We start from the raw sequence: 24,928 nt of genomic DNA on the forward strand, positions 1-24,928 counted from the left end.
AGCGGCGCGGCGTAGAGGCGCCTGGCGCTTAGATGTAGCTGCGGTGGTAAGCCCGCAGTTCCGCACCACCGAGGCGGCGGGCGCGCTGTGACAGTCCGGCTGGAGCAGATGCCTCATCAACCACAGCTTCGGCAGCGGCAACTTTCGTGTCGGCCTGGCTGCGCAGGAAAGCCTTCAGTTCTGCACCGCCCAGACGGAGGGCGCGCTGTGTCAGGCCGGCCGGAGCGGACACCACGGCTGCGGGGGCAGCAACAGCCTCTTCAACGGCGGCTTGCTGACGGGCCATTGCAACTTGCAGGTCGGCCATCACGCGGGGATCGTTCTTGGCGGCTTGCCACAGGCGCTGGTCGGCGCGGGCTTCGGCCAGGCTACGCGACCAGGCGTCCAGGCCGACCTTGAGGCTGACGGCTGCATTGCGCGCAGCGCCGGCGAAAATCGCCAGGACAGCAAAAGCGACAGCCCAGATGCCGATCCACATAACCAGCAGGTGACCTTCGGCGACGCTGTCCATCACCTGGTAAGCCACCACCATCACGGCGGCCGCAACAGCGGACAAGAGCAGCGTAGCCAGGCCGCGGGTGCCGGAGAAAGCACCGCCCAGCTGGCGTACGGCACCAAAGGCCGACTCAGCGCGGACAACGCCGGGGTGCTGTGTGGAATATTTGATATTGACGAAGCTGGTCATGGTGAACTCCCTTTGGGTTAACTCCGCTGAACCAAAATTGCAGCGGGTAGGAGGATATTAGGGTTATCACTGATGTTATTCAACTTTATCTTTATGATGTGATTCATTCACATTGGTGATAATTTGAGCTTTTCCACCCTCTTTTCACCCTCTTTTTCGCTCTTCAACACCCGCCCCAAGCCGTGACCCCGCTCAATTTCCGGACCCTGGACCTCAACCTGCTTCGCGTGTTTGACGAAGTGATGGCCGAGCGCAGCCTGACCCGGGCGGCGCGCAACCTGTCGCTGACGCAGCCGGCTGTCAGCAATGCCTTGCGCCGGCTGCGTGAGACCCTGGGCGACGAGCTCGTACAGCGCAGCGGCCAGGGCATGGCGCCCACCCCGCGCGCCGTGGCGATCTGGCCGGCCGTGCGCGAGGCCCTGCAGCAATTGCAGGAGTCGCTGGTGCCCAACGAATTCGTGCCCGGCGAAGCCACCACCATCTTCGTGCTGGCCATGGCCGACGCCACCGCGGCCGAATTGATTCCCGGCCTGGTGGAGACACTGGACCAGGAAGCCCCAGGCGTGTCGATCCGCGTGATTCCACTGACCACACGCGACCCGCGGCGCCTGCTGGACGAGGAGCTGTGCGACCTGGCGGTCGGCTACTTTCCCTCGGTGCTGGCCGATCTGACGGCCGGCGCGCAAAGTGGCGAGCCCCTGCCCTTTTTGCACCAGCGGCTGTATGACGGCGAATACGTCTGCGTCATGCGCAAAGACCACCCGCTGGCTACCGGCCCCTTCACACTGAGCAAGTTCTGCGCGGCGCGCCACATGCTGGTGAGTTTTTCGGGCCGTCCCTATGGTTTCGTCGACGAAGCCCTCGCCTCGCTGGGCCGGGAGCGGCATGTGGTGCTGACGGTCAACCAGTTCTTCACTGCCGGGCGCGTCGTGGCGAACTCGAACCTGCTCACCGTGCTGCCGCGGCATTTCGTCGGGGTGACGGGCATTGCCGACCAGCTGGTGCTGCGCCCCCTGCCGTTTGACGTGTCACCGGTGCACGTGGATACCCTGTGGCACCGGCGTTCGCAACAACGCAGCGCGCATGCGTGGTTGCGGCAGGTGCTGGTGCGTGCGGCCGACAGGGCATTTTTGGCCTGAAGCCCCTGACCCACCCAAAGGACTGGCCAGCCTGGCTATCCGGAGAGACGTCTACACAGCGCTATAAAAATCATAGCTGCTCGCGCAAGTCAGTATTGGGCGAGGGTCATTTTTGATGCCAAACCAGGCAGTTTTGGGCGCGGAAATCGTCGCCGGGAGCCATCGCTACTGCGGCGCGCTTCTCCAGCACACTTTTTTCCCATCATATTGGTGTTTTAGCCAACAAAGACGAGCGCAAGTCGCTAGCTATTTGATAGCAGCCGTGGCAAGCGGATCAAACCACTGCAGTTCCCGGCTGCGGTGTGGCCAGCACGCAACGCAGACACCAAAACAGCGCACTGAATGACCCGGATCCGGTGCCCTGCGGTGCGATTTTCAGCGTGTGGCGCCGCTTTTTCTGGCTACAGGCCAGCCTCCGGCCACTCTTAGTCAACGCCACAAGATCAAATTAATTCTTTAGTTCTCCCATTTGACGCTCTGGGCGTTATAAGTTGTCAAACGACCTACTTGCAAAAAAATGTAACGTGAAGCAAAGTCAAAACATGGACATCACACCCGTACGGAGCTCTTTCCGGAGGCCATAGTTACTGCGAGGCATACGTTAAGAAATGTTAGCTAAATTATTAACTGCGCCTGCAGCCGAAATCGCGATGTCCTCTGGCAAGGCAATCGTCTTTGGGTTCTGCTGACCGGCACGGCTTGAAGCCTCACCCCAAAACCGGCCCGCATGAATTCCCGCCCGCACTTTCCCCTCAAGCCGCTTGGCCTGGCGCTGGCATTCGCCGGCCTGGCCATGGCACCGCATGCCGGCCATGCCCAGGTCACCAACGATTTCTCGGCCGCAGGCACTCAGGACTGGAACGACGCGGCCAACTGGAGTGGCGGCACGCCTACAGCCGCCAGCTTGGCAAGGGTCCCGACGAACCAGCAGGTGGACATTATTAGTGGACCAGCCGCCCAGGTGGGCACGCTGCAAGTGGAGGAAAACGGCCAGGTGGTCGTCCATGCGGGCCGCACCCTGGCCGCTGGCACGCTCCTGCTGGGCACCACGCCGACGCCGGGTAACGCGGGATCAATGCTGATTAATGGGAGCGTCACGGCCACGCGGCTGAGCGTGGGCGACACGGTGACCGGAGGGCAGATCCTCATGGACGGCGCCGGCGCCAGCCTGAACGTGTCCCCCCTCAGCCTGGCTCCGGGCGACCAGTTCATTGTTGGCAACAATGGAGACGGGCTCCTGGGCATCCGCACCGGCGCCACCGTGACGGTGGGCGGCACCCGCACCCTGCACCTGGGCAATGTGGGCACCGGGACGCTGGTCATCGGCAACATCGGGCCCAGCGGCACCCTGAATGCTGACGCCGTGGTTTTCGGCAATGCCAGCTCCAGCATCAAGTTCAACCAAAACGACGCCACGCCCTACACCTTCTCCGCGGCGATCAGCGGCGCCGGATGGGTAGAAGTGTTCCGCCACCCCGGGGGCTCCTCCACCATACTGACGGGCGCCAACAGCTACACCGGCGGCACTTTCATCAGAACCAATGCCCGCCTGACCGGCAGCACCACCAGCCTGCAGGGAGCCATCAGCAACGACGGCGTGCTGACCTTCGACCAGACCACCAATGGCACCTATGCAGGGTCCGTCAGCGGCGGCGGCGCACTGGTCAAGGAAGGCAGCGGCACGGTGATTCTTTCTGGCACCAACACCTACACCGGCGGCACCACCATCAATGGCGGCACCTTGCGCGGTACTACCGCCAACCTGCAGGGCTTGATTACCACCAACGCCAACCTGGAGTTCTTGCAAGCAGGCAACGGAACGTTTGGCGGCGTCATCAGCGGCACCGGCAACGTGGTCAAAAGCGGCACCGGCAATGTCACCTTTTCCGGCACCCACACTTACAGCGGGACTACCGTCGTCAGCGGCGGCACGCTGTCGGTCAACGGCAGCCTGACCAACTCTGCCGTGCAGGTGCAGAACGGCGGCACGCTGGGCGGCACCGGTTCCGTGCGCAACACCACCATCCAGTCGGGCGGCACGCTGGCGCCCGGCAATTCCATCGGCACGCTCACCGTCGTCGGCAATCTGACTTTCAATGCGGGCTCCAATTACAGCGTGGAGGTCGATGCAGCCGGCAGCAACGACCGCACCAACGCCACCGGCACGCTGACCATCAACGGCGGCACGGTCAACGTGCTGGCCAGCGCCGGCACCTACTCGCCGACCACGCAGTACACCATCCTCAATGCCACAGGCGGGCGCACCGGCGTCTTTAGCGGGCTCACGACCAACCTGGCGTTTCTGACGCCGTCGCTCACCTACGACCCCAACAATGTGTACCTGACCCTGGCGCGCAACAGCACCGGCTACAACACCCTGCCCGGCATGACGCCCAACCAGCAGTCAGCCTCGAATGCGCTGCAAAATGCCTCCGGCAGCGCGAGCGGCGACATGAGCACGGTGCTCAGCGCCCTCAACAGCCTTTCAGTGCCGCAGGCCCTCGCCGCCTTCGATGCCATAGGCGGTGCCAACCTGGTCGCCTTGCGCCGTGCCGGCCCCAGCTTTGCCGCCGCATTCGGCGAACAGCTGCAGGCACGCGTGGGCCGAAGCAGCCTGGGCTCAGTCTGCGGCAGCGACGACGTTGCGGGCCGCGAAGCCCTGAGGGCGCTTTTCCCGGCCATCGAAGACGGCTGCGGTTTCTGGCTGCGCGGTTACGGCAGCCACCAAATCACCGACAGCGACGGCAATGCCATGGCCAGCCGCCTGAACAGCACCGGCCTGAGCGCGGGTTACGACGCCGAAGTGTCGCCAGGCTTGATGCTGGGCGGCGCCGTGACGATGGGCACATCAAGGGTCAGTTTTGATTCAGGTGACCAGGGCAGGGCTCGCAGCGCGGCGCTGGCGATGTACGCCGGCTACACCGACGGGGCCTGGCGCCTGAATGGCGTGACCAGCGTGGCGTTTCACGGCAACCACATGGACCGCGGCATCGTGGTCGGGCCGATCGCCCGCCTGGCCTCGTCGAATTTCGACAGCAGCACCGCCACGGCCTACGGCGAGTTGACCTACGACCTGGACATGACCGGCTGGACGCTGCAACCGATGGCCGCGCTGGCCTTCAGCCGCAACCAGACCAACGGTTTCGCCGAGCAGGGCGCCGGTGCGCTCAACCTGCAGGTTGCCGCGCAAACCGTGTACTCGACCAAATCGATGTTGGGGCTGAAAGCCGGCTTTGACGTGGGCCGGCTGCGGATCGAACCGCGGGTGGTGTGGGCACATGAGTTTGGCAAATACAACACCCCGATGACGGCGCAGCTGCAGGGCGCCGGCACGCCCTACCAGTTCCAGATCGCGGGCGTGGCCCTCAATGCCAACACGGTGGTCCTGGGCGTGGGCGTTTCGGGCCGCATCCACGACAACTTCAACCTCTTCGCCGACCTCCAGACCGAACAGAACGCACGCCAGCGCAACCTGGCCCTGCTGATGGGGGTGCGCGGCAAATGGTGAGCCGGGCATCTCAAGGCATGTTGCCCCCTGACCGACCTGATTCACAACACATTTAATCCAGCCACACCCGCGTCATATCTCATGGCTTACAAAAGCATGCCCCCCATCCCGCCATCCCTGCCGCCTCTCCCGCCGCGCCAACCCAAACCGAAACCCGGCAAGGACGCCGGCGCCCACCGATACGACACCATCGTTTTTTTGCTGATCATCGGCCTGGCGATTGTGGTGGCCGGCAGCGCAGCGCGTTACACCCTGGTAGACCGGCCTGCGGCCAAGGCACAGAAGGAAGCCCAGCTGCTGATGCAGCAGCTGATGGCCGCGAACCAGAAGAACCAGCAGCAGCTTGAACAAAAGCTCGCCGAAGCCAAGGCCCAGACCGAGGCATTGCGCGCCAACATGGAGCAGATGAAGGCCGAGATCCAGCAGCCCAAGGCCGCAGCGGAACCGGTTGCGGAGCCGGTGCAGAAACCGGTGCCCGACGCCCAGGCCGCGGAACGCAAGCGGCTGGAGCGCATCAAGGTGGTCGATGAACTGGTGGACTCCCTGACGCCTAACCTGCAGGTCAAGTTCCAGCAAAAGGTCACCTGGCTGGACCGCAGCGTCTCCTTCGGTTTTAGCCTGACCAACGCAAGCCGCCGCGCCGTCCGCGTGACCCCGCCGCGCATCGCCCTGACCCTCAACCCTCTTCCCAACACAAAGCTGGCACTGAAAGCCAGCGATGTGCAGGCTGACATCTGCCCTGGCGGCTTGATCGGGCCGGGAGAGACCATTAACTGCAATGTGGTGCTGCGTTCAGAAGCCACCTTCACCGGCGTCGGCCACATTCCGTTTCGCGCCGTCATCTCGGCACGCACGGAACTCCCGGCAACCAGCGAAACCTGGAAAACCGTGCGTTCCGCCTACAAGGAAGCCTACCTGGAGGAACACATGGTCAAAAGCGTCTCCTTTAACGGGGAGCTGTGGCGGTAGCCGCGGGCCGGCAGCAGGATCACGCACGCACCCTATCGAGGCGACTGAAGCCGGCGGCAGATTGCCATGCCATTCGCTATCAAATAGATAGCTGCTTGCGCCCGTTTGTATTGGGCTTTAGCCATCTTTGGCACTTGAAATCAGTGGTTTTCTCGGGGTTTCCGGCGTCGCCAAGGCTTTTGCGGCACCCCAGGGGCAGGCTGGAGGATAAAAAGCCCCCTGAATCGCTTTTTACCCACTCAATCGGGCTGCAACCCAATGAGAACAGGCGCTAGCCGCTATTAATTCAGTAGCATCTCGCCGACGCCGAACGCCCACGGGCAACCCCATTCAAGCGGCTCGCGGCGAGGGGCATGGTTTTTGCACACACTTTTGCACACAAACTGTACGCAGGAGCCGCGCATGCCAGACCACCCACACACCCCAACGCCCTCCCACCCACTTGCGCGCCGCACCGCGCTGAAGATCCTCGCCAGCGGCGCCGCGTCCATGGCGCTGCCGGCCCTGGCTGCCTGGCCGGACAAGCCGATCAAGATCGTGGTGACCTTTCCGGCCGGCGGCGCCAGCGACATCGTCGCGCGGGTGATGGCCGAGCAGCTGGGCAAAAAGCTGGGGCAGGCGGTGGTGGTCGACAACCGGCCGGGCGCGGGCGGCAGCGTGGGAGGCCTGGTGGTGGCGCAGGCGCCGGCGGACGGCTACACGCTGATGCTGAGCAACTCGACACCGGTTTCCATCGGCCCGTTCGCGCTGGAAAAGCAGCCCTATGACCCGGTGGAAGGCTTCACCCACATCGCGCTGATCGGCAATGCGCCCTGCGTGGTGATGGCCAACCCGCACGCGCCCATCAAGACGATTACCGATGTGGAAGCGCAGGCCCGCAAGGCGGGCCGGCTCGACTTCGGCTCGGGCGGCCCGGCTTCGATCGGCCACATCTACGGCGAGCTGATGAAAAAGTCCATGGGCGTGAACCTGGTGCACATCCCGTACCGCGGCGGTGCGCCCATGACGACAGACCTGATCGGGGGCGTGATCCCCGTGGGCATCGACGTGCTGACGGCGTTTGTGCCTTACTTCAAAAGCGGGCAGCTGGTGCCGCTGGCCGTGACGTCGGCCAGCCGCTCACCGCTGGTGCCGGATGTGCCCAGCGTGGTGGAGTTTGGCTACCGCAAGCTGGTTCTGGACAACTTCTTTGGCCTGAGCGGCCCGGCGCACATGCCGGCCGACGTCGTGGCACGGCTGAGCAGCGCCTGCAACGAAATACTGGCAACGGCAGAGATCAAAAAGAAGATGCTGGAGCTGGGCATCACCACCCAGCCCATGAGCCCGGCGGCGTTCACCGGCTTCGTCAAGGAGCAGGTAGCCGTACTGTCGCCCGCCGTCAAAGGAGCAGGGGTTAAGCTCTGACCGCATCCGCCCCGAGCAAGACCCCGTCTTTACCAGCTGAAGCCGCGGTCTGGCTTTGCCAGCCGCAAGGCGGGCAGCCCCGTACGAGAGAAAAGGGGCAGCGCGCCGCAGGCTCGAAGTGGGGAAGCGTGGGGGCTCAGCGAACCACGCTGAGGTAAGCGTAGGCGGCGCTGCGCAGTTCCTGGGCCTGCAGCGGATTGCGGCCGGCGCGTGCTTCGGCGCGTTCCATCAGGTTGTGGGCCACACCGTTTACAGGGGCCACGCGGGTTGCGGCGGGCAGGAAACGGGCGATCTGGGAAATCAGGCTGTACATGTCAGGGTCACCTTCATGGGGTGAAAAAGTTGCGGTGAATGAAGAATAAGGGTTTTCCCTAGGGTTTCAAGCCTAACCGAGGCCCAAACCCATGCAAAAAATGCATGTGATGCCCCGCGGCGACACATGCGGGTGATTTCTACGTGATTTCCGGGAAAAATTTCACGGAGCCGGCGGCTATGCTTGGGCTGTGGCCCATCCCCAAAATCCCTCCTCTTCCCTGCCCACGGCTGAGACCCCTGCTTCATCGCCGGACGGGGCGCTGGCGCTGCTGCGGCAGATCGCCTCGAATATTGACGCCATGCTCTGGTCCTGGGACCCGCAAACCGGCCGCATCACCTATACCAACCCGGCGTTCGAGGCGTTCTGGGGCCTGTCGGCCGACACCCTGGCAGACCGGCCCTGGCAATGGCTGGAGCATGTGGACCCGATAGACCGCGAGCGGGTGCTGAGCCTGCAGACCAGCCCCCTGAAGCGCAGCGAAGAGTACAGGGTCATACGGCCGCAGGGCGGCAACGCCCGGCTGAGCCAGCGCGCACTGCCCATGCACAGCCCTTCGGGGCAGTTGCTGCGCGTCATCCACCTGGCCAACAACATCACCTGGCAGCTCGACACCTCCAAGCAGCTGCGTGTGGAGATCGGCCGGCGCAACGACTCCGAGGCCAAGTACCGCGCGGTGGTGGAAAACGTCAGCGAGGGCATTCTTGTCACGGCGGCCGGGCGCATCCTGTATGCCAACCCCAAGGCGCTGGAGCTGACCTCGCTGGACGAGGAAACCGCCAAGTCCCGGCCCTTCATCGAATTCATCCACCCCGACGACCGCGAGAAGGTGCTGAGCAACCACATGAAGCGCCTGCGCGGCGAGCCGGTGGAGAACTACTACCAGTTTCGCGTGCAACACAGCCGCAGCGCCATACGCTGGCTGGAGATCAGCGCGGTGATGTTTGAATGGCAGGGCGCGCCCGCCACGCTCAACTTCCTGACCGATGTCACGCGCAAGCGCCAGGCAGAGGAAGACATGCGCAAGGCGCTGGCGCACGAGCGCGAGCTGTCGGAGCTGAAGTCACGGTTTGTCGCCGTGACATCGCACGAGTTCCGCACACCGCTGGCCGCCATCCTGTCGTCCGTGGAGCTGCTGGACGCCTACGGCGCCAGCTTTCCGGCCAGCGAACGCCGGGAGCTGCTGGGGCAGATCAAGACGGCGGTGGCCCGCATGAACAGCATGGTCGAGCAGGTGCTGCTGACCAGCCGCCTGGAGCTGGGCAAGTTCCAGTTCGAAGCCGCACCGCTGGCAGTGCCCGACTGGCTGGTTCAGGTGATGGGTGAGCTTGAGCGCGGCAACCCGCAGGCCGCGCGCGTGTCGCTGACCTGCGACGGCCTGGACGCGCCGCGCACGGCGGACCAGCAGTTGCTGCGGCACATCGTGGTCAACCTGCTGGGCAATGCACTGAAATATTCGGACCCGGACACGCCGGTGCAGTTTGCCGTTCGCGGCGTGGGCGACCAGATTCACCTGCGCATCACCGACCACGGCATCGGCATCCCGGAAGCCGACCTGCCGCGGCTTTTCGGCAGCTTTCACCGCGGCACCAATGTCGGCAATATTTCCGGCACCGGCATCGGCCTGCACATCGTGAAGGAATGCGTTGACCTGCACCAGGGGCAGATTGAAGTCACCAGCCGGCCCGGACAGGGCACGACATTCACCGTGCGCCTGCTGGCGCCGCTGGCCTGACGCACCCCGCCCGGCGCCGGCGGTTTTGCCGTTTCAGGGGCCTTTTTTCCGGTGGTAGGTCAGCGCCGCCTGAATGCAGAACGACAAGGCATCCCGCGGCAGTGGATCGGCCGCATCGAGCACGATGGCCCGGTTGCCCTCATAACGCAGCTCGCCCGGAAACAAGGTGCGGAAGGTGTCCACCAGCGTGGTGTTGCAATTGAAGTACAGGGCGTACTGCGACGGGCTGGACTTGACCGGCCCCAGGCGGACGGTGCTGCCGCTTTTGCTGACTGACGTGAGGTAGGCCGGCTCGCCCCACTTGAGGGTTTCCTCCAGCTCGCCCACGCCGGGTGTGGCCGATGCCGTGTCCAGGATCAGCGTGCGCAGGGCCAGCAGCTTGCGCCGCAGCGCCGGTGGGTAGGCCGCGAAGGTCTGCGCGACGGCTGCGTTTTCGATCTGCTTCACAAGCGGCTCCGGTTCATCTGCTGATGCCATGCGCAATCTAGCGCATGGGCGCAAGGTCGCGCAAGCTAAAACTCCAGCAAGGAAGAGATCGAAACATCTTCCCGCACAATGGGCGGGTGAACATCCAGCTCCTTTCCGATCTGCACCTTGAATCCAATCCCCACTTCACAGCGCAGCCCGTGCCCGGTGCCGACCTGCTGGTGCTGGCGGGCGACATCGGCTCCTACCAGAAGGGCTCGTTGCTGGACGAATTGAATATCGGCGACTTTGGCCTGGCGCGGTTTTCACCGTTGCCGGCAGAGCGCGGCGGCGCCGGCTGGCCGACGCCGGTGCTGTTTGTCCCGGGCAACCACGAATACGACGGCCTGGACTTTGATGAAACCCATGTGCGGCTGCGCGAAACCTGCGAGCGCCTGGGCATGGTCTGGCTTGAGCGTGAAACCGTGGTGCTGCAGGGTGTGCGTTTTGTGGGCAGCACGCTGTGGACCGACTTTGACGCCCTGAGCGCAGGCCAGGCCCAGGCATCGGACATTACGCCGGGCGAGCAATTGAAAGCTCGCGAAAAAGCATTCCGCGCCGCCAACTTTTACCTCCAAAAAAACCATTCCTTTCGCGATGGCCAGCCACTGCTGGCGGCCGATGTGCGCGAAGAGGGCCTCAAAAGCCAGGCCTGGTTGCGGCAGGCACTGGCCGTACCCTTTGAAGGGCCTACCGTGGCCGTGACGCATTTCGCCCCCAGCTTGCTGAGCGCCGACCCGCGCTATGGCCTGGTGCCGGGTACAGCGGGCTTTTGTAATGCGCTGGATGACCTGCTGCCGCTGGCCGACCTGTGGCTGCATGGGCATCTGCATTGCGTAATTAATTACATCAGCCGCGGCTGCCGCGTAGTGGCGAACCCGCTGGGTTATGCACGCAAGCATGAACAGGACGGGTTTTTACCCGACTTGCTGATCCGCGTCGGCCAATAGCACTCAAGCACTCAGTCGTCCTCTTATGTGCGTGGTGCCGACGTGCCGCTGGTGACTAAAGTCGTAGCGCCGCAGCGCACACGGCGGCGGCATTTTTTTGAACTTCCTGCGCATCGCGTAACCCAACCACGACCGGCAACGCGGAACCCAAGGGTCAGCACGAAGGTGATAACACTTTGTTCCAATTGTTGGTTTGCGCACTGTTCGGCTTGCATGTATCTTGCATGAAGGGTTCATGCAGGACTTCCTGTACCGCACCCGCATTGGGGAGAGCACCATGAAAAGCAACGTGTCCTATCTTGGCGCCTGGCTGGTTGCCGTCGGCCTTGCGTTTGCGTTTGCGTTCGCGTCGCCCAATGAGGCCAGCGTGATGGGGCACATGCCGGCCTTCATGGCGCAAACACTGCTGCGCCAGCCGGTCAACGTACCGGATGGCTTGCCCTCTGACCGCACCCTTGCACTGATCACCTTCCAGCGCGGCCAGCACGTCCAGGCCGAGAGCTGGATCCAGGGGCTGAACCTGCGTAACGACTCGTCCATCGCGTGGATGCGCATGCCGATCGTCAATGACCCCGGCACACCGACGGGGCGCAGCGCCGTCGAAAACAGGTTGCTCAAGCACTACACGGCCGACACCGAGCGCGCCAGGCTGGTGCCGGTGTTCACCGACCGGGCCAGTTTTGTGCGCGCGGCCGGCCTCAACGGCACGGACCAGGTCTACGCCGTGGTGGTCAACCGCCAGGGTGAAGTGCTGGCGCGGGTTGAAGGTCAGTTCGACGCAGATAAAGCGCAGACGCTGCGCGAAACTCTGCGCTCGCAGAGTTTCTAGACTAGCCCCCACGGTCGCTCACTTCGTGTAGCTCCCTGCCCCCCGAGGGGGCCGCCCGCCTGCGGCCCGGCAAAGCCGGTTCCGCGGCTCATGCTGGCTTGAAGATTCGGTGAATACGGCCAGTGATGGAGGTATTTCACCAATGGGGGCCGAGGGCCCGGCTTCGCCGGCCCCAGGCGCCGCCCCCTTGAGGGGGGAACAGGCTACACGCAGTGAGCCTGGACGGGGGTACTACAAAGTCCTCTCACCCAACGTGAAATAGAACGTGGCGCCCTGCCCCAGTGCTGACTGGGCCCAGACCTTCCCGCCATGCCGTGCCACGATGCGGTGCACCGTGGCCAGCCCAATGCCGGTGCCGGCGAACTCCGACAGCGAATGCAGGCGCTGGAACGCGCCAAACAGCTTCTCCGCATAGGCCATGTCAAAGCCGGCGCCCTTGTCCTGGACAAAATAAACCGTCTCTCCGTCTTCCCCGATCTCATGGCCGAAGGTGATTTCGGTGCGCTCCTGGTTGGCGCTGAATTTCCAGGCGTTGCCCAGCAGGTTGTCCAGCAACTGCATGAGCAGGCGCGGGTCACCCTGCCCCGTCAAACCCGCTTCAACATGGAGATCCACCGGCCTTTCGGGCTCGCGTTCACGGTAGCCATCAAGGATGCCCTGGACCAGCGCGCTGAGGTCGACCGGCTCCCAGCGCAGGCTTGAGCGCGACACCTGTGCCAGCGTCAACATCGCATCGATCAACTCCCCCATTTGCCCCACCCCGGCCCGTATGCGCGCCAGGTAATGCCGGCTGCGCTCCGACAGCGGTGTGCTGTCGGACTTGTTCATGGCACGCTGCAACAGGTCGCTGAATCCGTCGATGGCACTCAGCGGGCTGCGCAGGTCATGGGACACGGAATAGGAAAACGCTTCCAGTTGTTTGTTGGCAAATTCGAGCTGCGCGGTGCGCTGCTGCACGCGCTCTTCCAGGCTGGCGTTGAGCCGCAAAATTTCTTCACGCGCACGCCGGCGTTCTCGGATATCGGTGTTGATGCCGAGCACCCCGTTGACCTTGCCTTCTTCGTCGCGCACCACCGTCCAGCGTGCTTCGATGGCCACCGTTGAACCATCTCTGGCGTGCTGCTCCAGTTCACCGGTCCAGTCCCCTTCATTGGCCAGCGTGCGGGCCATGGCGTCCACAAGCACCTGGGGATCCTCGTACATGAACTCTTCCATCGATTTTCCCAGCACTTCTTCGGCCGTCCAGCCGTAAAGGCGTTCGGCACTCTTGTTCCAGAAACGTATGGTCCGGTCCAGGTTGCGGACCATGATGGCATCCTGGGCCCTGTCCAGCAGCGAGGCCTGTTCGCGCAGTTTGACTGCGGCCTGGCGCGCCGCCTCCTGGCTGCGCTGGCGCTCCAGCCGTTCTCTCAAGCTGACGATGCCGAATGCCAGGTTGTCGGCAAGCTCCTGCAGGAGCTTGATTTCTTCAGGGGTGAAGTGCTGCGCTTCGGCCGAATAAAGGCACAGCACACCAAAACTGCGGCCCCCTTCGCGCAAGGGCAGGCAGACCGCGCTCCGGTAGCCTCGCTTCATCGCGTCGGCATGCCAGTAGAAGTGATTTTCAGCCTGACCGATGTCGCCACTTTGCTGGGGCAGCCCCGTGCGAATGGCCTGGCCCGCGGGGCCCTGGCCCGTGACCTGGTCATCGCGCCAGGTCAAGCGGATCACCGTCAGGTAGCCACCCTCGTTACCGGCGTGCACCATGGGCTGTATGGTGCGCGCTTCGTCGTTCTGCGCATACCCGACCCATGCCATGCGGTAGCTGCCCACGTCGACGGCGACACGGCAGACTTCGGCCAACAGGGCCTCCTCGTCTTCGATCCGGTTGATGGCGATGCTGGACTGGCTCAGCATCTGCAGGGCCCGGTTGGTGTTTGCGAGCGCCAGGTCGGCAAGCTTGCGGTCGGTAATGTCGCGCGCGGTGCCCACCACACGTTCGAGCACGCCCGACGCATCGAGCACCGGATAGGAGTGGTCGTGTATCCACCGGAGCTTGCCGTCCGTGGACAGGATGCGGTATTCGATGTCGGAGGATTCGCCGGTTCGGTTGCGCTTCCTGGCGAGCTTCAGCAAAGGCTGATCCTCCGGCAGCGCCGCGTCGGCATATGACAGGGGGTTGGCATACAGGCTCTCGCGGCTGCGCCCCCACACCTTCTCATAGCCGGGGCTGATATAGAGAAGCTGGCCCGAGCGGGGATCCACGTTGTAAAAAACGTCGTTGATGTTTTCTGCAAGCTCACGAAAGCGCGCTTCGCTGCTGACCAGCGCCGCCTCGGCGCGGGCACGTACCAGCGCAATGCCGGCCAGCCGCGCCGCGGTGGCGATCAGCTCCAGGTCGTGCGCCTGGGGGGCACACGGATAGCGGTGGTAGATGGCAAACGTCGCCAGCGGCTCGCCAGTGGTAGACACCACGGGATGCGACCAACAGGCGCGCAGGTTGTGCGTGGCCAGGAGTTCGCGATAGTCTTTCATCAACGGATCCAGCTGGGTGTCTTCCACCACGACCATCTCGTTGCGAAACGCCGCGGTACCGCAGGCGCCCACCCCTTCACCAACCGGCAAGCCTTCAATGGCCTGGTTGTAGCTGTCCGGCAGGCTGGGCGCTGCACCCAGGCGCAGGTGCTGGCCATCCAGCAGCAGGATCGAGCACAGGCTGTCCGGGGAACTCGTCTCAATTAATTGCACCACGGCTTCGAGCGAGCGCTGCAGGGGCGCGCTCCCGGCAATCAGTGCCAGCACCTGTTCCTGTGCCTTCGCGAATTCTTCGGCGGCCTTGGCTTTGGTGATGTCGTTGAACACCGCGACGCCACCCACCAGCGTGCCGTCGTCACCGCGTAAGGGCCGGGTGCTCATGCGGAGCACCCGGTCTTCGGCGCCGGGCCTGCGAAATAGCAGGTCCCAGTTGTCGGTACTGACGCCGCGGGCAGCGCGTGTCAGCGGCCGTTCAGCTTCCGGCAAGTGGGTTTTGCCGTCAAGCATCAGTAGCTCATGGCTGCGCCGCCATTCCTCGACCCGCATGCCAGGGCCCGGTGTAGCCGCATTGAAGAGCTTGCGGGCCGTCGCGTTGAACACCAGGAAGCGGCCTTCGGTGTCCGCTGCGATTACACCCTCACTCATGCTGTTGAGAATGAGGTCGAGCAGGGAGCGCTCCTTGTCCACACGGCTGAGCGCGGCATCAAGCTCTTCCTGCCGCGCCTGAAGCGAGCCGGCCATGCGATTGAAAGTCTGCCCGATATCGCCAAGCTCCCCTTGGTACAACGGACCCAGCCTGACACGCGCCCCGAGATTGCCCTCTGCAACCTCATTAGCTTCTTTCAGAATCGCCTTGGCCGGGTTGACGATCAGGCGGTTGCCCATCCACCACGCACAGGCTGCGCTTGCCACGGCCACGGCGAGCAAGGCCGCCAGCTCCGAAAGCAGGTTGTCGCGGCTTTCCGCGCCGATGATTTCCTGCGGGACACTGACCGCCACAAATAGCCCATCGCGGCCTTCGACGGGAACCGGCGCAAAAGCGTAGACCCGCTGGCTTCCCTGCGCATCAGGCGCATGCAGTACGCCCAAGTGGCGAGTTTGCACTCCCTGGCGTACGGCGGAATCCGGGTGCTGCCGGCCCAGCCAGGAAGGCGCCTGCGGGGAAACAGCCAGAACCACGCCATCCCGGTCAAGCACCGTCAGCCTTGCACCCGGCATCATGGACGCGGTGGTCAAGGGTTCTGCGAGCGCCTTCAGGCCCAGGGAGGCAAAGGCCACGCCGCCCATGGCGCCGGAATCGGTGTGGACCGGTATGGCGAAGATCAGGCCCGGCAGGCCACTGCTGCGGCCAATGCCGTAAGTCCCGATGGCAAAACGCTGCCCGGCCATGATTTGCAGGAAAAATGGCCGGTCGTCTTCCTGGATACTGCCGGGAAGAAGGCCCAGTGAGCTGCAGACCAGCCGGCCGTCCGGCGCAGCAACGCCCACATGGGTGAACTCGGGGTGCTCCCGATGGATATTTTTAAGCTGTTGCCCGCACAGTCCGGGCTCGCGGCTTTTGATATGAGGCGCACTGGCCAGGCCGTTGAGAAGCTCATGGACCTTGTCCACCGTGCGCTGCTGGTGTGTGGCGAGCAGCGCGACCTGGGCCTGCAGGTCAACCTGCGCATGTTCCAGCGCAGTCCGGTGACCTTGTTCGGCGTAATACGCGAGCAAGCCGAACAGCGGGAGCAGCGCGAGCAGCACCAGCAAAACCAGACGGGTACGCAGCCCCAGCCATCCCAGCATTCGTTACCTCGTGCCTTTCACTGCAATGCAGCGCCAAGCGCGCATCAGGTCACAGTGTGCGGAAGCCGCTGCCTTTTGTAAATGGGATTACTCCCCTGCCTGTCTTTGTCAGCGAGTGAAACAGCGACACCGTACGGCCGCCCTGATGTCCCCGTCGGCCAGTCATGCGCGGCCATCACGCAATGCTCGCCTCGTGTGATCAGGTCACCAACGACTGCGCTGCAGACTGCTTGAGTGCGGCGGTGAGCGCGTCCAGCACTTCAGACTCGAGGTTCCAGCAATGCCAGTAGAGCTGGATGGGCAAGGTGTAGCTGGACGCCACGTTGACGAGCTGGCCTGTATCAATCAGTCCTTGCGCCAGCAGGCGCGGCACCACGCTGACGCCCCAGCCCGCCAGCACCGCCCTGACCATGCCTTCCGATGACGGCACAAAGAGCTGGTTGAGGGTGACGCGCTTGAGCCCGAAAGCTTTGCCGACGAAATCGACCGGCAGTTCGTCTTTGCGGTTGAACGCGATAAAAGGCACATCGCGAAAGTTGTACTGCGTCAGGGCGGCTGCATCCTGCTTCCCGCCCAGGCCAAGCCGCCTTTGCGCAAACTCCGGCGTGGCCACCGCGATGTACTGCATCGCGCCCAGCGGTTCCACCTTGCAGCCGCGCAGCGCCTGCTTGAGCGTGGTGACGCAGCCCAGCACCTGGCCTTCACGCAGCCACTCGTGGGTGAAGTTCTGGTCGTCATGGATGATCTCCATGGGCAGGCCCTGCTGCGCCAGGTCGGTCAGCGCCGGCAGGGCCCAAGTGGCAATGCTGTCGGCATTGATGGCGATGGAAATGCGCTCTTCCTCACGCGCACCACCAAGCGAGCTGGGCGCCAGCTCTTTCAGGTCGCGCTCAAGGTCGGCACGCAACAGGCGCAGCATCTTGGTGTGTTTCAGCAGCAGCTGACCGGCTGAAGTAGGTTTGAGCGGCCTGCTGCGCACGATCAGCACGGTGCCGACCTGGGCCTCCAGTGCACGCAGGCGCTGCGACACCGCCGACTGCGTGATCGACAGGCGCTGGGCCGCCCGCTCAAAGCCGCCCTCTTCCACGATGGCTGCCAGGCATTCGAGCGCATCCGGATCAAAAGTGCTCATGCAGAGCCTCCTTTGTATTAGTTGTTCTGATGTTTTCACTGATAGTTTAATTTTTCTATTAATTGAAAGCAACATCCTTCACACTTGAAAGCTGTAAAGGGGCTTGTATGAAAGTAGTGGTTTTGGGAGCGGGAATCATCGGCGTCAGCACTGCCTGGCACCTGCTGGAGCGCGGCCATGAGGTAACTGTGGTGGACCGGCAGCCCGGAGCCGCCCTGGAAACCAGTTTTGGCAATGCCGCACAGATTTCGGTCAGCTATTGCGAACCCTGGGCCAACAAGGACGCCCCCCTGAAGGCCCTGAAATGGATGTTTCGCAACGATGCGCCCCTGCTGTTCCGGCCGCAATTGCCCTTCGGCGATGGCTGGCAGCAATGGCGCTGGGGCCTGCAGTTTCTGTCGCAATGCAACGACGCCGCGTTTGAGCGCAACGTGCAGCAGCTGGTGGCCCTCGGCGCTTACAGCCATATCGCGCTCAAGGAGGTGGTCAGGGCCACCGGCATTGAATACAACCGGCTGGAGCGCGGCATCGCGCACTACTACACCGACCAGAAGTCGTTCGATACCGCCGGTGAAGCGGCGGCGCTGATGCAGAAGTACGGCGTGGCGCGCCGCGTGGTGAGCACGGCCGAGTTGCTGGGCATAGAGCCGGCCTTCAAGGCATTTGCGCACCGCATCGTGGGAGGCACTTATACCGCCAGCGACGAAAGCGGCGACGCGCGCGTCTTCACCCAGGCGCTGGCACAGCGCTGCGCCGACAAGGGCGTACGCTTTCTCTACGAACACAACATCGAAGGACTGGAAAAGTCCGGTGGAGCGGTCCAGTCGGTCGCCGTCCGGGCACGCACCGTGCCGGGCAGCAGTGAGAGTCCCGTCATGAAACTCAAGGCCGACGAGATCGTGGTGGCTTGCGGTTCGTACACGGCGCCGCTGTTGCGCTCGGTGGGCGTTGACCTGCCGATCTATCCGGGCAAAGGCTACAGCGCCACCTTCAAGCTGCTCAAGCCGGAACTTGCGCCCTTCGTCAGCACCATTGACGACGAGGTCAAATGCGCCATGAGCCGCCTCGGCGATCACTTGCGCGTGGCCGGCACCATCGAAGTCGGCGGCTACGACCTTTCGCTGGACACACCGCTGGCCAGGGCGCGCTGCAAAATGCTGGCCGACCGCATCGAAGAAGTGCTGCCGGGCGTGTGCGACACCCGCCTTGAAGAACAGGGCGGTACGCCGAATTTCTGGACCGGCCTGCGTCCCGCCACGCCCACCAACATTCCCTACATCGGCAAGACCAAAGTCGGCCGCCTGTGGGTGAATGCCGGACATGGCACACTGGGCTGGACGCACGGCGCCGGGTCGGGCAAGGCCATGGCCGAGCTGATCTGCGGGGAGGTTCCGGCCATGGATTTCGGTTTTTATGGGCTGGCCCGAGCGCGCGGCAGCCTGGAACCTGAAACCGCCTGATCCGCACCTGCCTGTTCAGGCCGCATGCTGGTCCAGCGTGCGTTGTGCGTGGTCGCGCAGCGCGGTGCGCAGCGCAGGTGGCTCCTGGATTTCGAAAGCAAATGGCAACCGCGAAAGCTGTCTGGCGAACCACGGGATGTGGTCGGTCTGGCTGTGCAGCAGCACGCCTTCGTCACTGGGCTGGAACACGCCAATGCTGTCGGGGAGTTCCATTTGCGCCGTCTGCAAATCGGTGTGCAGCAACAGGCGCACGGTGTTTGTGCGCGGCATGGTGGCCAGCCCCAGGACGAGATGCTGCGCGGCGTTGAAATCTGCCGGCGGCGTAAACACCACATTGAGCGGCCGGACTTCCTGCACACGGTCCAGGCGGAATGAGCGCAGCGCCCCGCGCAGATGGCACCAGCCCACCACGTACCAGCGGCCGCGGCGAAATGCCAGGCCGTAGGCGTCAAAGTCTCGCTCGGTGACATCGTCGTCGGCTGAACGGTACGCCATGTGCACACGCTGCCAGCCATGCGCTGCGGTGCTCAAGGCCAGCAACGCCGTGTTGTCGCCGGGGGCCACCGCATGGCGCATGTCCAGCGTCACGGTTTCACCAAGCGCACGGACGCGGTTTTTCAGCTGGTACGGCATCACGCGTTCCAGCTTGGCCTGCGCGCTTTCCGCGGCAGGCGCTGCCTCAGCCAGCCCCAGGCCGCGCGCGGCGAGCAGGCCCAGCGACAGGGCCAGCGCTTCGTCGTCGGTGAACATCATCGGCGGCAGCTTGAAGCCGGCGATCAGGCCGTAGCACCCGTAGCGGCCACGCTCAGCCACCACCGGGATGCCCAGGTCTTCCAGCTTGGCGATGTAGCGGCGCAGGGTACGGCCATCCACCTGCAGCCGCCGCGCCAGCTCGGCACCGCTCAGCCGGCCGTGGGACTGCAGCAGTTCCAGGACGGTGAGCACGCGCGTGGTGGGGGAATACATGGTGAAAAGTCTACCGCTTAATTAGGGCCGAAACAGCCCTATTACCTTTTTAGACTGGTTTTCACATATCCACTGCGGTGCCACAAGCACTTCAAGCCATGACCACCACCCTGACTCATACACCGGACCTTGCCGAGCTCGCCGACGGGCGCCACGATTTCAATTTCATCACCGGGCGCTGGCTGGTCAGCAACAAGCGTCTGCGCCGGCGACTGGAGGGCTGTACCGACTGGGAAAGTTTCGAAGCCGTGCAGGACGGCGCGCTGCTGCTGGGCGGGCTCGGCAACATGAACGACCTTGTCACCGAAAACAAGGAAACCATCGGCATGGCCTTGCGGTTTTTCAATCCGCAAACGCGGTTGTGGAGCATTTACTGGGTCAGCCACAACAACGGCCTGCTGCAGCCGCCGGTGACCGGTTCGTTTGCCGACGGCGTAGGCCGGTTTGAGGGAAACGACAGCCATGAAGGCCGGCCCGTGCGGGTTCGCTTCACCTGGTCCGGCATCACACCTACCCACGCCCGCTGGGAACAGGCCTTTTCGGAAGACGGCGGCCGCCACTGGGAAACCAATTGGGTGATGAGCCTGTCACGCCCCGCTTACCACGCGGTACACCGCTAGAAACAAACAGGCTCATTGATGGACCACTTCGCACACCTCTGGCTGTTTTTCCTCATGGTGCTGGGCATCATCATCCTGCCCGGCATGGACATGGCGTTCGTCATGGCCAGCTCATTGACCGGCGGGCGCAGGGCCGGCCTCTTCGCCGTCGCGGGCATTGTGGCGGGCGGTATTTGCCACGTCGTGGCAGGCGCGCTGGGGCTGGGCATTCTGCTGCAACTGGTTCCGGGCATGGTCAATGTCATGCTGGTGGCGGGCAGCCTGTATATCGCCTGGATCGGGTGGTCACTGATGCGCAGCACGTCTGTTTTCGGCGCTTTGCCCGACATCGAGCCGCCGTCCCCGTGGCGCACCTTCCGGCAAGCCGCACTCACCTGCCTGCTCAACCCGAAAGCCTACCTTTTCATGCTGGCCATCTTTCCGCAGTTTTTGCGGCTGGAATACGGCTCGCTCTGGGTTCAGGCTGTGGCGCTTGGATTGATCATCGCCATTACCCAAAGCGGCGTATACGGTTCGCTGGCGCTGGCTGCCGCGGGTACCCGGCGATGGCTGGCGCAGCGGCCGGGCGCCAGTGTTGCCATGGCGCGCGCCGTGGGTGCCGTGCTGATCGCCGGCGCATGCTTCACGGCGTGGCAGGGCTGGCGGCAGTTTTAGGGTTGGCGCCCTCGGGCCATGCCGGCCCCTTGAGTTCCACAGTGTTGCCTTCGGGGTCGTTGAGATAAATCGAAGGCCCTTCGCCCTCGGCGCCATAGCGCGACTCCACCTTGCCTGCCTCAACGCCGTGGGCCGCCAGGTGGCGGCGAATGGCCTCCGCGTCGAAGGGCTCGACACGAAAGCACACATGGTCGACGTTGCGGCCCTCCTTGCCTGGAGCCGCGCCGCCGGCCCGGCCCAGCGTGCCATCCACCGGCACCAGATCCACCAGCGAACGCCCGGCACGCAGTTGCACCAGGCCGATTTCGTCCTGCCGGCGTTCCAGGCTGCAGCCCAGCACCTGCTGGTAAAAGCGCAGCATGCCCTGCAGATCTGTGACCCGAAGGACGATGTGGTCGATGTCGCGAATATGGATCATGGCGAGGAAGGCTCCAGTGAGGCTGCGTTTTATCGCTTTATTCTGGCACGCGGTACCCAGACCCTGTACAAGCAAAGGCCTGCATCAGCCAGTACCATGGCCGCCATGAATCCGAACCCCCGATTTCTTTTTCTTGCCACCTCCACACGCGAGCCCGGTGCGTTGGGCAACACCGAGTGGCTGGCGCAGCAAGCCGCCGCCGCACTGCCGGCCGGCACGCCCCAGGCCTGGCATCACCTGTCCCGCATGCGGATGCCGCTGTTTGTCGATCAGCGCCACACCACGGGTCAGTACGCCATGCCGGAAGGCGACATGAAGATGCTGCTGGACGCCACGATGGACGCCACCGACATTGTGTTTGTGGCCCCGGTGTACTGGTACAGCATTCCGGCGCCGCTGAAGATTTACCTCGACCACTGGAGCGCCTGGATGCGCGTGCCCGGCCTGCCCTTCAAGGACGAGATGGCGAAAAAAACCTTGTGGCTGATTACCACCAGCGGCGACCGCGCCAAAGCGCAGCCCATGGTGGACTCAATCAGGCTCTGCGCGCAGTTCATGGCCATGAACTACGGCGGCGAACTGTGGGGCAAAGGCGGGCCACCCGACGCCGTCAAAGCCGATGCCGCCGCCACGGCACAAGCCGCGACGTTCCTGGCCGCTTGAGCCGCGCGGGCTTCGCGCAGGCAAGGTGGCCGTTTCCTACAAACGCTGCCTTTTCGGGCTGACAGCCCTGCCGGGGGGCGGGGCCGACAGTAGGTGCCATGACATCTTCCAAATCCGCTGCCGCACGGCAAAACACCCTGGAGCAACCCGTCTCGGGCAAGGGCATGCCGGCGAAAACTCCGCGCGTCCAGAGCTCACGTCCTGAGCAGGCGGGTTCGCCCAAAGACACCTCCGTCGAGGCCAGCCTGGGACTGCCTCACGAGCGCGACCAGTCCGTTGACATGACGGGCGGGCAATCCAGTGCCGAAGTCGAACAAGCAGGGCGCGATCTGCGGCGGGGGTTGAAAGACACCAGCAAGGGCCCTGAAATGGGCCGCGCCTACAAGAAGCTCAAGTCCTAGCGCAAGCCCAGATGGCCCTCCCGGTGGCGGCCCTCACCCGGGCGCATCGCTGCTTCCCAACTCACAGTCACCCTTTAGTGCTATTGTTTTAATAGCTGCTTGCGCATGACCCATGGGCGCCGCAAGCCCTATTGACTTAAACAATGACGTACTGAACCGCATCAGCCTTCCGGCGCCGAAGCCTGAAACCCCGCGCCACGACACGGCCCTCATCGCCCCCCTACAACGCATCACAGTGCCTGAATTTGATTTGAAATGATCAAAAATTTCGTTATCATGAATTGTTTTGTAAATTTATATACATCCAGTTTTACTTCCAATCCTGATGGCGACATTCCCTGGCAACCCTTCAATGGCACAGCGTATTGGGCGTTTGTTGCCAACGCTGACCCGCTCGCACCGGCAAATGGCCGACTATGTGCTGGCCCACCCTTTGCAAGCGGCCACCATGCCCATCGACGAGCTGGCCGCCACGCTGGGGGTTTCGGTGGCCACCGCCAACCGGTTCGCCCGGGCGCTGGAATTTGACGGCTATCCGCAGTTCCGCGCCGCGCTGGTGCTGGGCTTCGAAGCCACGCTGGCCCCGGTGGAGAAGCTGCGCAACAAGCTGGAGCATTCCGCCACGGTGGCCGACGTGTTTTCATCCGCCCTGGCGCAAAGCCTGCACAACATCGACCTGACACGGCAGTCGCTGGATGCCCAGAGCTGCGAGCAGGCGGTGGCGGCGATCCTGAAGGCACGGCGCATTTACATTGCCGGCTTTGGCAGCAGCAGCTGGCTGGGCGGGCTGCTGCAGCGCTCGCTGGACCCTTACTGCGACAACGTCCAGCTCCTGGCCAGCATCGAGAGCTCGTCCTACGGCGCGCGCGTGCTGGCGCGCCTCAAGCCCGAGGACCTGCTGATCGCCATTGCCTACCCGCGCTATTTCGGCGACACCATCTTGCTGGCGCGCCGCGCACGCGATGCCGGTGTGCCGGTGCTGGCGCTGACGGACCGCGTAACGTCGCCGCTGGCGCCGCTGGCCACCGTCGCGCTGTACGCCCATACCGAGAGCCAGTATTTTGCGAACTCCGAAGCCACCGTCCTGGCCTTGATCGAAGCTTTGTGCAGCGCGGTCGCCCACAGCGCCAAAGGCTCGCTCAAGGCGGCAACGCAACTGGCCGAGTCGGTGCTGCCCTGGCTGCACGGCAACCATGCCGAACGGCTGCGCCCTGATGCCGATGCTGCAGCGCCCGCCCTCCGCAAGGCCCGCACCCCACCGAAATTGCCAAAGGCTTCCAAGTGACACTGTCCAGGCCTCTTCCCCTTATTGCCATCCACGGCGGCGCCGGCACGATGAGCCGCAGCCACATCAGTGCAGAGCAAAACGCGGCTTATCACGCCGCCCTGCAGGGCATCCTGCGGCCCGCGCAGCAATTGCTGGCCGGCGGCGGCGGCGCACTGGATGCGGTCAGCCTCGCGGTGGAGCTCCTCGAAGACTGCCCGCTCTTCAATGCCGGGCATGGCGCTGTCTTCACCCACGACGAGACCCATGAACTGGACGCTGCGGTGATGGACGGCGCTACCTTGCGCGCCGGTGCGGTGGCCTGCGTTGGCCGTGTACGCCGACCGGTGCGCGCAGCGCGTGCCGTGATGGAGTGCAGCGAGCATGTGCTGCTGGTTGCGGCCGGCGCCGAAGCCTTTGCCGAAGAGCAGGGGCTGGAGATGGTTTCACCCGATTATTTTTCTACCGATGCACGCCGCGAGCAGCTGCGGCGCGCGCTCGCCACCGATAAAGCGGTGCTGGATCACGACGGTGCGGCGCTGGTGTTCCGCTCGCCCGCAGCCGGCGCTGCGCCCCTGGACGAAGGCCGCAAATTCGGCACTGTGGGCGCCGTGGCCCTGGATGCGCTTGGCAACCTGGCCGCCGCCACCTCCACCGGCGGCATGACCAACAAACGCGCCGGCCGGGTGGGCGACACGCCCCTGATAGGTGCCGGCACCTATGCCGACAACCGCACGGCCGCCATTTCCTGCACCGGCTCGGGCGAAATGTTCATACGCGCCGCAGCGGCCTATGACATCTGCGCGCGCATGGCTTATGCCGGCATGCCGCTGGATGCGGCAGCCCGGGAGGTGGTCATGAACGTGCTGCCGGCCCTAGGCGGGCGGGGTGGCCTGATTGCCGTCGATGCACAGGGCAACCTGAGCCTTCCCTTCAACACCGAAGGCATGTACCGCGGCTGGGCCCGCGTGGGCGAAGCGCCGGTGAGCGCCATTTACGCAGGCGAAGCCGACGAAAGCGCCGCATGACTGCTTTGCCCGGACTCCTGGAT

Annotated in this window: 21 protein-coding genes; 14 read left to right on the plus strand and 7 right to left on the minus strand. The window is 64.0% G+C overall.

Annotated features, from left to right (window positions below; translation table 11 throughout):
* Positions 1-28: 28 nt before the first annotated feature.
* A complete protein-coding gene (locus ACXJKE_RS16995; protein ID WP_457281773.1) occupies positions 29-685 on the minus strand; it encodes a hypothetical protein in 657 nt (218 codons plus the stop codon).
* Between the two features lie 182 nt (positions 686-867).
* On the opposite strand from ACXJKE_RS16995, the gene ACXJKE_RS17000 reads away from it, so the two are divergent.
* The 4 genes from ACXJKE_RS17000 to ACXJKE_RS17015 all read left to right on the plus strand — a co-directional run bounded on the left by ACXJKE_RS17000 (position 868) and on the right by ACXJKE_RS17015 (position 7,705).
* Positions 868-1,824 (plus strand): LysR family transcriptional regulator, encoded by a 957-nt coding sequence (locus tag ACXJKE_RS17000; RefSeq protein WP_457281774.1) that lies wholly within the window; start codon positions 868-870, stop codon positions 1,822-1,824.
* A 727-nt stretch (positions 1,825-2,551) separates the two neighbouring features.
* Positions 2,552-5,332 (plus strand): autotransporter domain-containing protein, encoded by a 2,781-nt coding sequence (locus tag ACXJKE_RS17005; RefSeq protein WP_457281775.1) that lies wholly within the window; start codon positions 2,552-2,554, stop codon positions 5,330-5,332.
* A gap of 96 nt (positions 5,333-5,428) precedes the next feature.
* The gene (locus tag ACXJKE_RS17010) at positions 5,429-6,301 is read left to right on the plus strand and encodes a hypothetical protein (protein WP_457281776.1); all 873 of its coding nucleotides are present in this window, start codon (positions 5,429-5,431) and stop codon (positions 6,299-6,301) included.
* A gap of 402 nt (positions 6,302-6,703) precedes the next feature.
* Positions 6,704-7,705: a Bug family tripartite tricarboxylate transporter substrate binding protein gene (locus ACXJKE_RS17015; protein ID WP_457281777.1), complete on the plus strand. Its 1,002-nt coding sequence runs from the start codon at positions 6,704-6,706 to the stop codon at positions 7,703-7,705.
* Positions 7,706-7,841: 136 nt separating this feature from the next.
* On the opposite strand, the gene ACXJKE_RS17020 is transcribed toward ACXJKE_RS17015, so the two are convergent.
* Positions 7,842-8,018, minus strand: coding sequence for a hypothetical protein (locus ACXJKE_RS17020; RefSeq protein ID WP_431099058.1), 177 nt, complete (start codon positions 8,016-8,018; stop codon positions 7,842-7,844).
* A 190-nt stretch (positions 8,019-8,208) separates the two neighbouring features.
* Between ACXJKE_RS17020 and ACXJKE_RS17025 the strand changes: the two genes are divergently transcribed.
* Positions 8,209-9,753, plus strand: a complete 1,545-nt coding sequence (locus ACXJKE_RS17025) for a PAS domain-containing sensor histidine kinase (RefSeq protein ID WP_457281778.1) — start codon at positions 8,209-8,211, stop codon at positions 9,751-9,753.
* A gap of 33 nt (positions 9,754-9,786) precedes the next feature.
* Here ACXJKE_RS17025 and ACXJKE_RS17030 read toward each other — a convergent pair whose 3' ends face one another.
* Positions 9,787-10,200: a DUF1801 domain-containing protein gene (locus ACXJKE_RS17030; protein ID WP_457281779.1), complete on the minus strand. Its 414-nt coding sequence runs from the start codon at positions 10,198-10,200 to the stop codon at positions 9,787-9,789.
* A 116-nt stretch (positions 10,201-10,316) separates the two neighbouring features.
* Here ACXJKE_RS17030 and ACXJKE_RS17035 point away from each other — a divergent pair, with 116 nt between their 5' ends.
* Together ACXJKE_RS17035 and ACXJKE_RS17040 are read left to right on the plus strand one after the other, a co-directional pair.
* Entirely contained in the window at positions 10,317-11,168 is an 852-nt protein-coding gene (locus ACXJKE_RS17035) for a metallophosphoesterase (RefSeq protein ID WP_457281780.1), read from the plus strand.
* 277 nt (positions 11,169-11,445) lie between these two features.
* Entirely contained in the window at positions 11,446-11,997 is a 552-nt protein-coding gene (locus ACXJKE_RS17040) for a hypothetical protein (protein WP_457281781.1), read from the plus strand.
* Positions 11,998-12,228: 231 nt separating this feature from the next.
* Here the strand turns inward: ACXJKE_RS17040 and ACXJKE_RS17045 are convergent, their stop codons facing one another.
* Together ACXJKE_RS17045 and ACXJKE_RS17050 are read right to left on the minus strand one after the other, a co-directional pair.
* Entirely contained in the window at positions 12,229-16,299 is a 4,071-nt protein-coding gene (locus ACXJKE_RS17045; RefSeq protein WP_457281782.1) for a PAS domain S-box protein, read from the minus strand.
* A gap of 199 nt (positions 16,300-16,498) precedes the next feature.
* The gene (locus ACXJKE_RS17050; RefSeq protein WP_457281783.1) at positions 16,499-17,431 is read right to left on the minus strand and encodes a LysR family transcriptional regulator ArgP; all 933 of its coding nucleotides are present in this window, start codon (positions 17,429-17,431) and stop codon (positions 16,499-16,501) included.
* A 107-nt stretch (positions 17,432-17,538) separates the two neighbouring features.
* Between ACXJKE_RS17050 and ACXJKE_RS17055 the strand changes: the two genes are divergently transcribed.
* Positions 17,539-18,891, plus strand: a complete 1,353-nt coding sequence (locus tag ACXJKE_RS17055; RefSeq protein ID WP_457281784.1) for a D-amino acid dehydrogenase — start codon at positions 17,539-17,541, stop codon at positions 18,889-18,891.
* A 15-nt stretch (positions 18,892-18,906) separates the two neighbouring features.
* Here the strand turns inward: ACXJKE_RS17055 and ACXJKE_RS17060 are convergent, their stop codons facing one another.
* Positions 18,907-19,857 carry a helix-turn-helix transcriptional regulator gene (locus tag ACXJKE_RS17060; protein ID WP_457281785.1) on the minus strand — a complete coding sequence of 317 codons (951 nt, stop codon included), beginning with the start codon at positions 19,855-19,857 and terminating at the stop codon, positions 18,907-18,909.
* A gap of 98 nt (positions 19,858-19,955) precedes the next feature.
* Here ACXJKE_RS17060 and ACXJKE_RS17065 point away from each other — a divergent pair, with 98 nt between their 5' ends.
* Positions 19,956-20,477: a hypothetical protein gene (locus ACXJKE_RS17065; RefSeq protein WP_457281786.1), complete on the plus strand. Its 522-nt coding sequence runs from the start codon at positions 19,956-19,958 to the stop codon at positions 20,475-20,477.
* Positions 20,478-20,495: 18 nt separating this feature from the next.
* Entirely contained in the window at positions 20,496-21,131 is a 636-nt protein-coding gene (locus ACXJKE_RS17070; protein ID WP_457281787.1) for a LysE family translocator, read from the plus strand.
* Here the strand turns inward: ACXJKE_RS17070 and ACXJKE_RS17075 are convergent.
* Complete coding sequence (locus ACXJKE_RS17075) at positions 21,100-21,549, minus strand: VOC family protein (RefSeq protein ID WP_457281788.1); 450 nt, start codon at positions 21,547-21,549, stop codon at positions 21,100-21,102. The two genes, ACXJKE_RS17070 and ACXJKE_RS17075, sit on opposite strands and share 32 nt — an antisense overlap.
* Before the next feature lie 96 nt (positions 21,550-21,645).
* Between ACXJKE_RS17075 and ACXJKE_RS17080 the strand changes: the two genes are divergently transcribed.
* The 4 genes from ACXJKE_RS17080 to ACXJKE_RS17095 all read left to right on the plus strand — a co-directional run bounded on the left by ACXJKE_RS17080 (position 21,646) and on the right by ACXJKE_RS17095 (position 24,905).
* Positions 21,646-22,212: a flavodoxin family protein gene (locus ACXJKE_RS17080; protein ID WP_457281789.1), complete on the plus strand. Its 567-nt coding sequence runs from the start codon at positions 21,646-21,648 to the stop codon at positions 22,210-22,212.
* 98 nt (positions 22,213-22,310) lie between these two features.
* Entirely contained in the window at positions 22,311-22,613 is a 303-nt protein-coding gene (locus ACXJKE_RS17085; protein WP_457281790.1) for a hypothetical protein, read from the plus strand.
* Between the two features lie 325 nt (positions 22,614-22,938).
* Positions 22,939-23,898, plus strand: coding sequence for a MurR/RpiR family transcriptional regulator (locus ACXJKE_RS17090; RefSeq protein ID WP_457281791.1), 960 nt, complete (start codon positions 22,939-22,941; stop codon positions 23,896-23,898).
* The gene (locus ACXJKE_RS17095) at positions 23,895-24,905 is read left to right on the plus strand and encodes an isoaspartyl peptidase/L-asparaginase family protein (RefSeq protein ID WP_457281792.1); all 1,011 of its coding nucleotides are present in this window, start codon (positions 23,895-23,897) and stop codon (positions 24,903-24,905) included. The genes ACXJKE_RS17090 and ACXJKE_RS17095 overlap by 4 nt, the downstream gene beginning before the upstream one ends.
* Positions 24,906-24,928 lie beyond the last annotated feature (23 nt).

It is taken from the genome of Polaromonas sp. P5_D5, assembly GCF_054049435.1.

Coding starts and splice junctions, on each gene's coding strand:
- ACXJKE_RS16995 (WP_457281773.1), bottom strand. CDS start 685: ATGACCAGCTTCGTCAATATCAAATATTCCACACAGCACCCCGGCGTT.
- ACXJKE_RS17005 (WP_457281775.1), top strand. CDS start 2,552: ATGAATTCCCGCCCGCACTTTCCCCTCAAGCCGCTTGGCCTGGCGCTG.
- ACXJKE_RS17010 (WP_457281776.1), top strand. CDS start 5,429: ATGCCCCCCATCCCGCCATCCCTGCCGCCTCTCCCGCCGCGCCAACCC.
- ACXJKE_RS17015 (WP_457281777.1), top strand. CDS start 6,704: ATGCCAGACCACCCACACACCCCAACGCCCTCCCACCCACTTGCGCGC.
- ACXJKE_RS17020 (WP_431099058.1), bottom strand. CDS start 8,018: ATGTACAGCCTGATTTCCCAGATCGCCCGTTTCCTGCCCGCCGCAACC.
- ACXJKE_RS17040 (WP_457281781.1), top strand. CDS start 11,446: ATGAAAAGCAACGTGTCCTATCTTGGCGCCTGGCTGGTTGCCGTCGGC.
- ACXJKE_RS17045 (WP_457281782.1), bottom strand. CDS start 16,299: ATGCTGGGATGGCTGGGGCTGCGTACCCGTCTGGTTTTGCTGGTGCTG.
- ACXJKE_RS17050 (WP_457281783.1), bottom strand. CDS start 17,431: ATGAGCACTTTTGATCCGGATGCGCTCGAATGCCTGGCAGCCATCGTG.
- ACXJKE_RS17055 (WP_457281784.1), top strand. CDS start 17,539: ATGAAAGTAGTGGTTTTGGGAGCGGGAATCATCGGCGTCAGCACTGCC.
- ACXJKE_RS17060 (WP_457281785.1), bottom strand. CDS start 19,857: ATGTATTCCCCCACCACGCGCGTGCTCACCGTCCTGGAACTGCTGCAG.
- ACXJKE_RS17065 (WP_457281786.1), top strand. CDS start 19,956: ATGACCACCACCCTGACTCATACACCGGACCTTGCCGAGCTCGCCGAC.
- ACXJKE_RS17070 (WP_457281787.1), top strand. CDS start 20,496: ATGGACCACTTCGCACACCTCTGGCTGTTTTTCCTCATGGTGCTGGGC.
- ACXJKE_RS17075 (WP_457281788.1), bottom strand. CDS start 21,549: ATGATCCATATTCGCGACATCGACCACATCGTCCTTCGGGTCACAGAT.
- ACXJKE_RS17080 (WP_457281789.1), top strand. CDS start 21,646: ATGGCCGCCATGAATCCGAACCCCCGATTTCTTTTTCTTGCCACCTCC.
- ACXJKE_RS17085 (WP_457281790.1), top strand. CDS start 22,311: ATGACATCTTCCAAATCCGCTGCCGCACGGCAAAACACCCTGGAGCAA.
- ACXJKE_RS17090 (WP_457281791.1), top strand. CDS start 22,939: ATGGCGACATTCCCTGGCAACCCTTCAATGGCACAGCGTATTGGGCGT.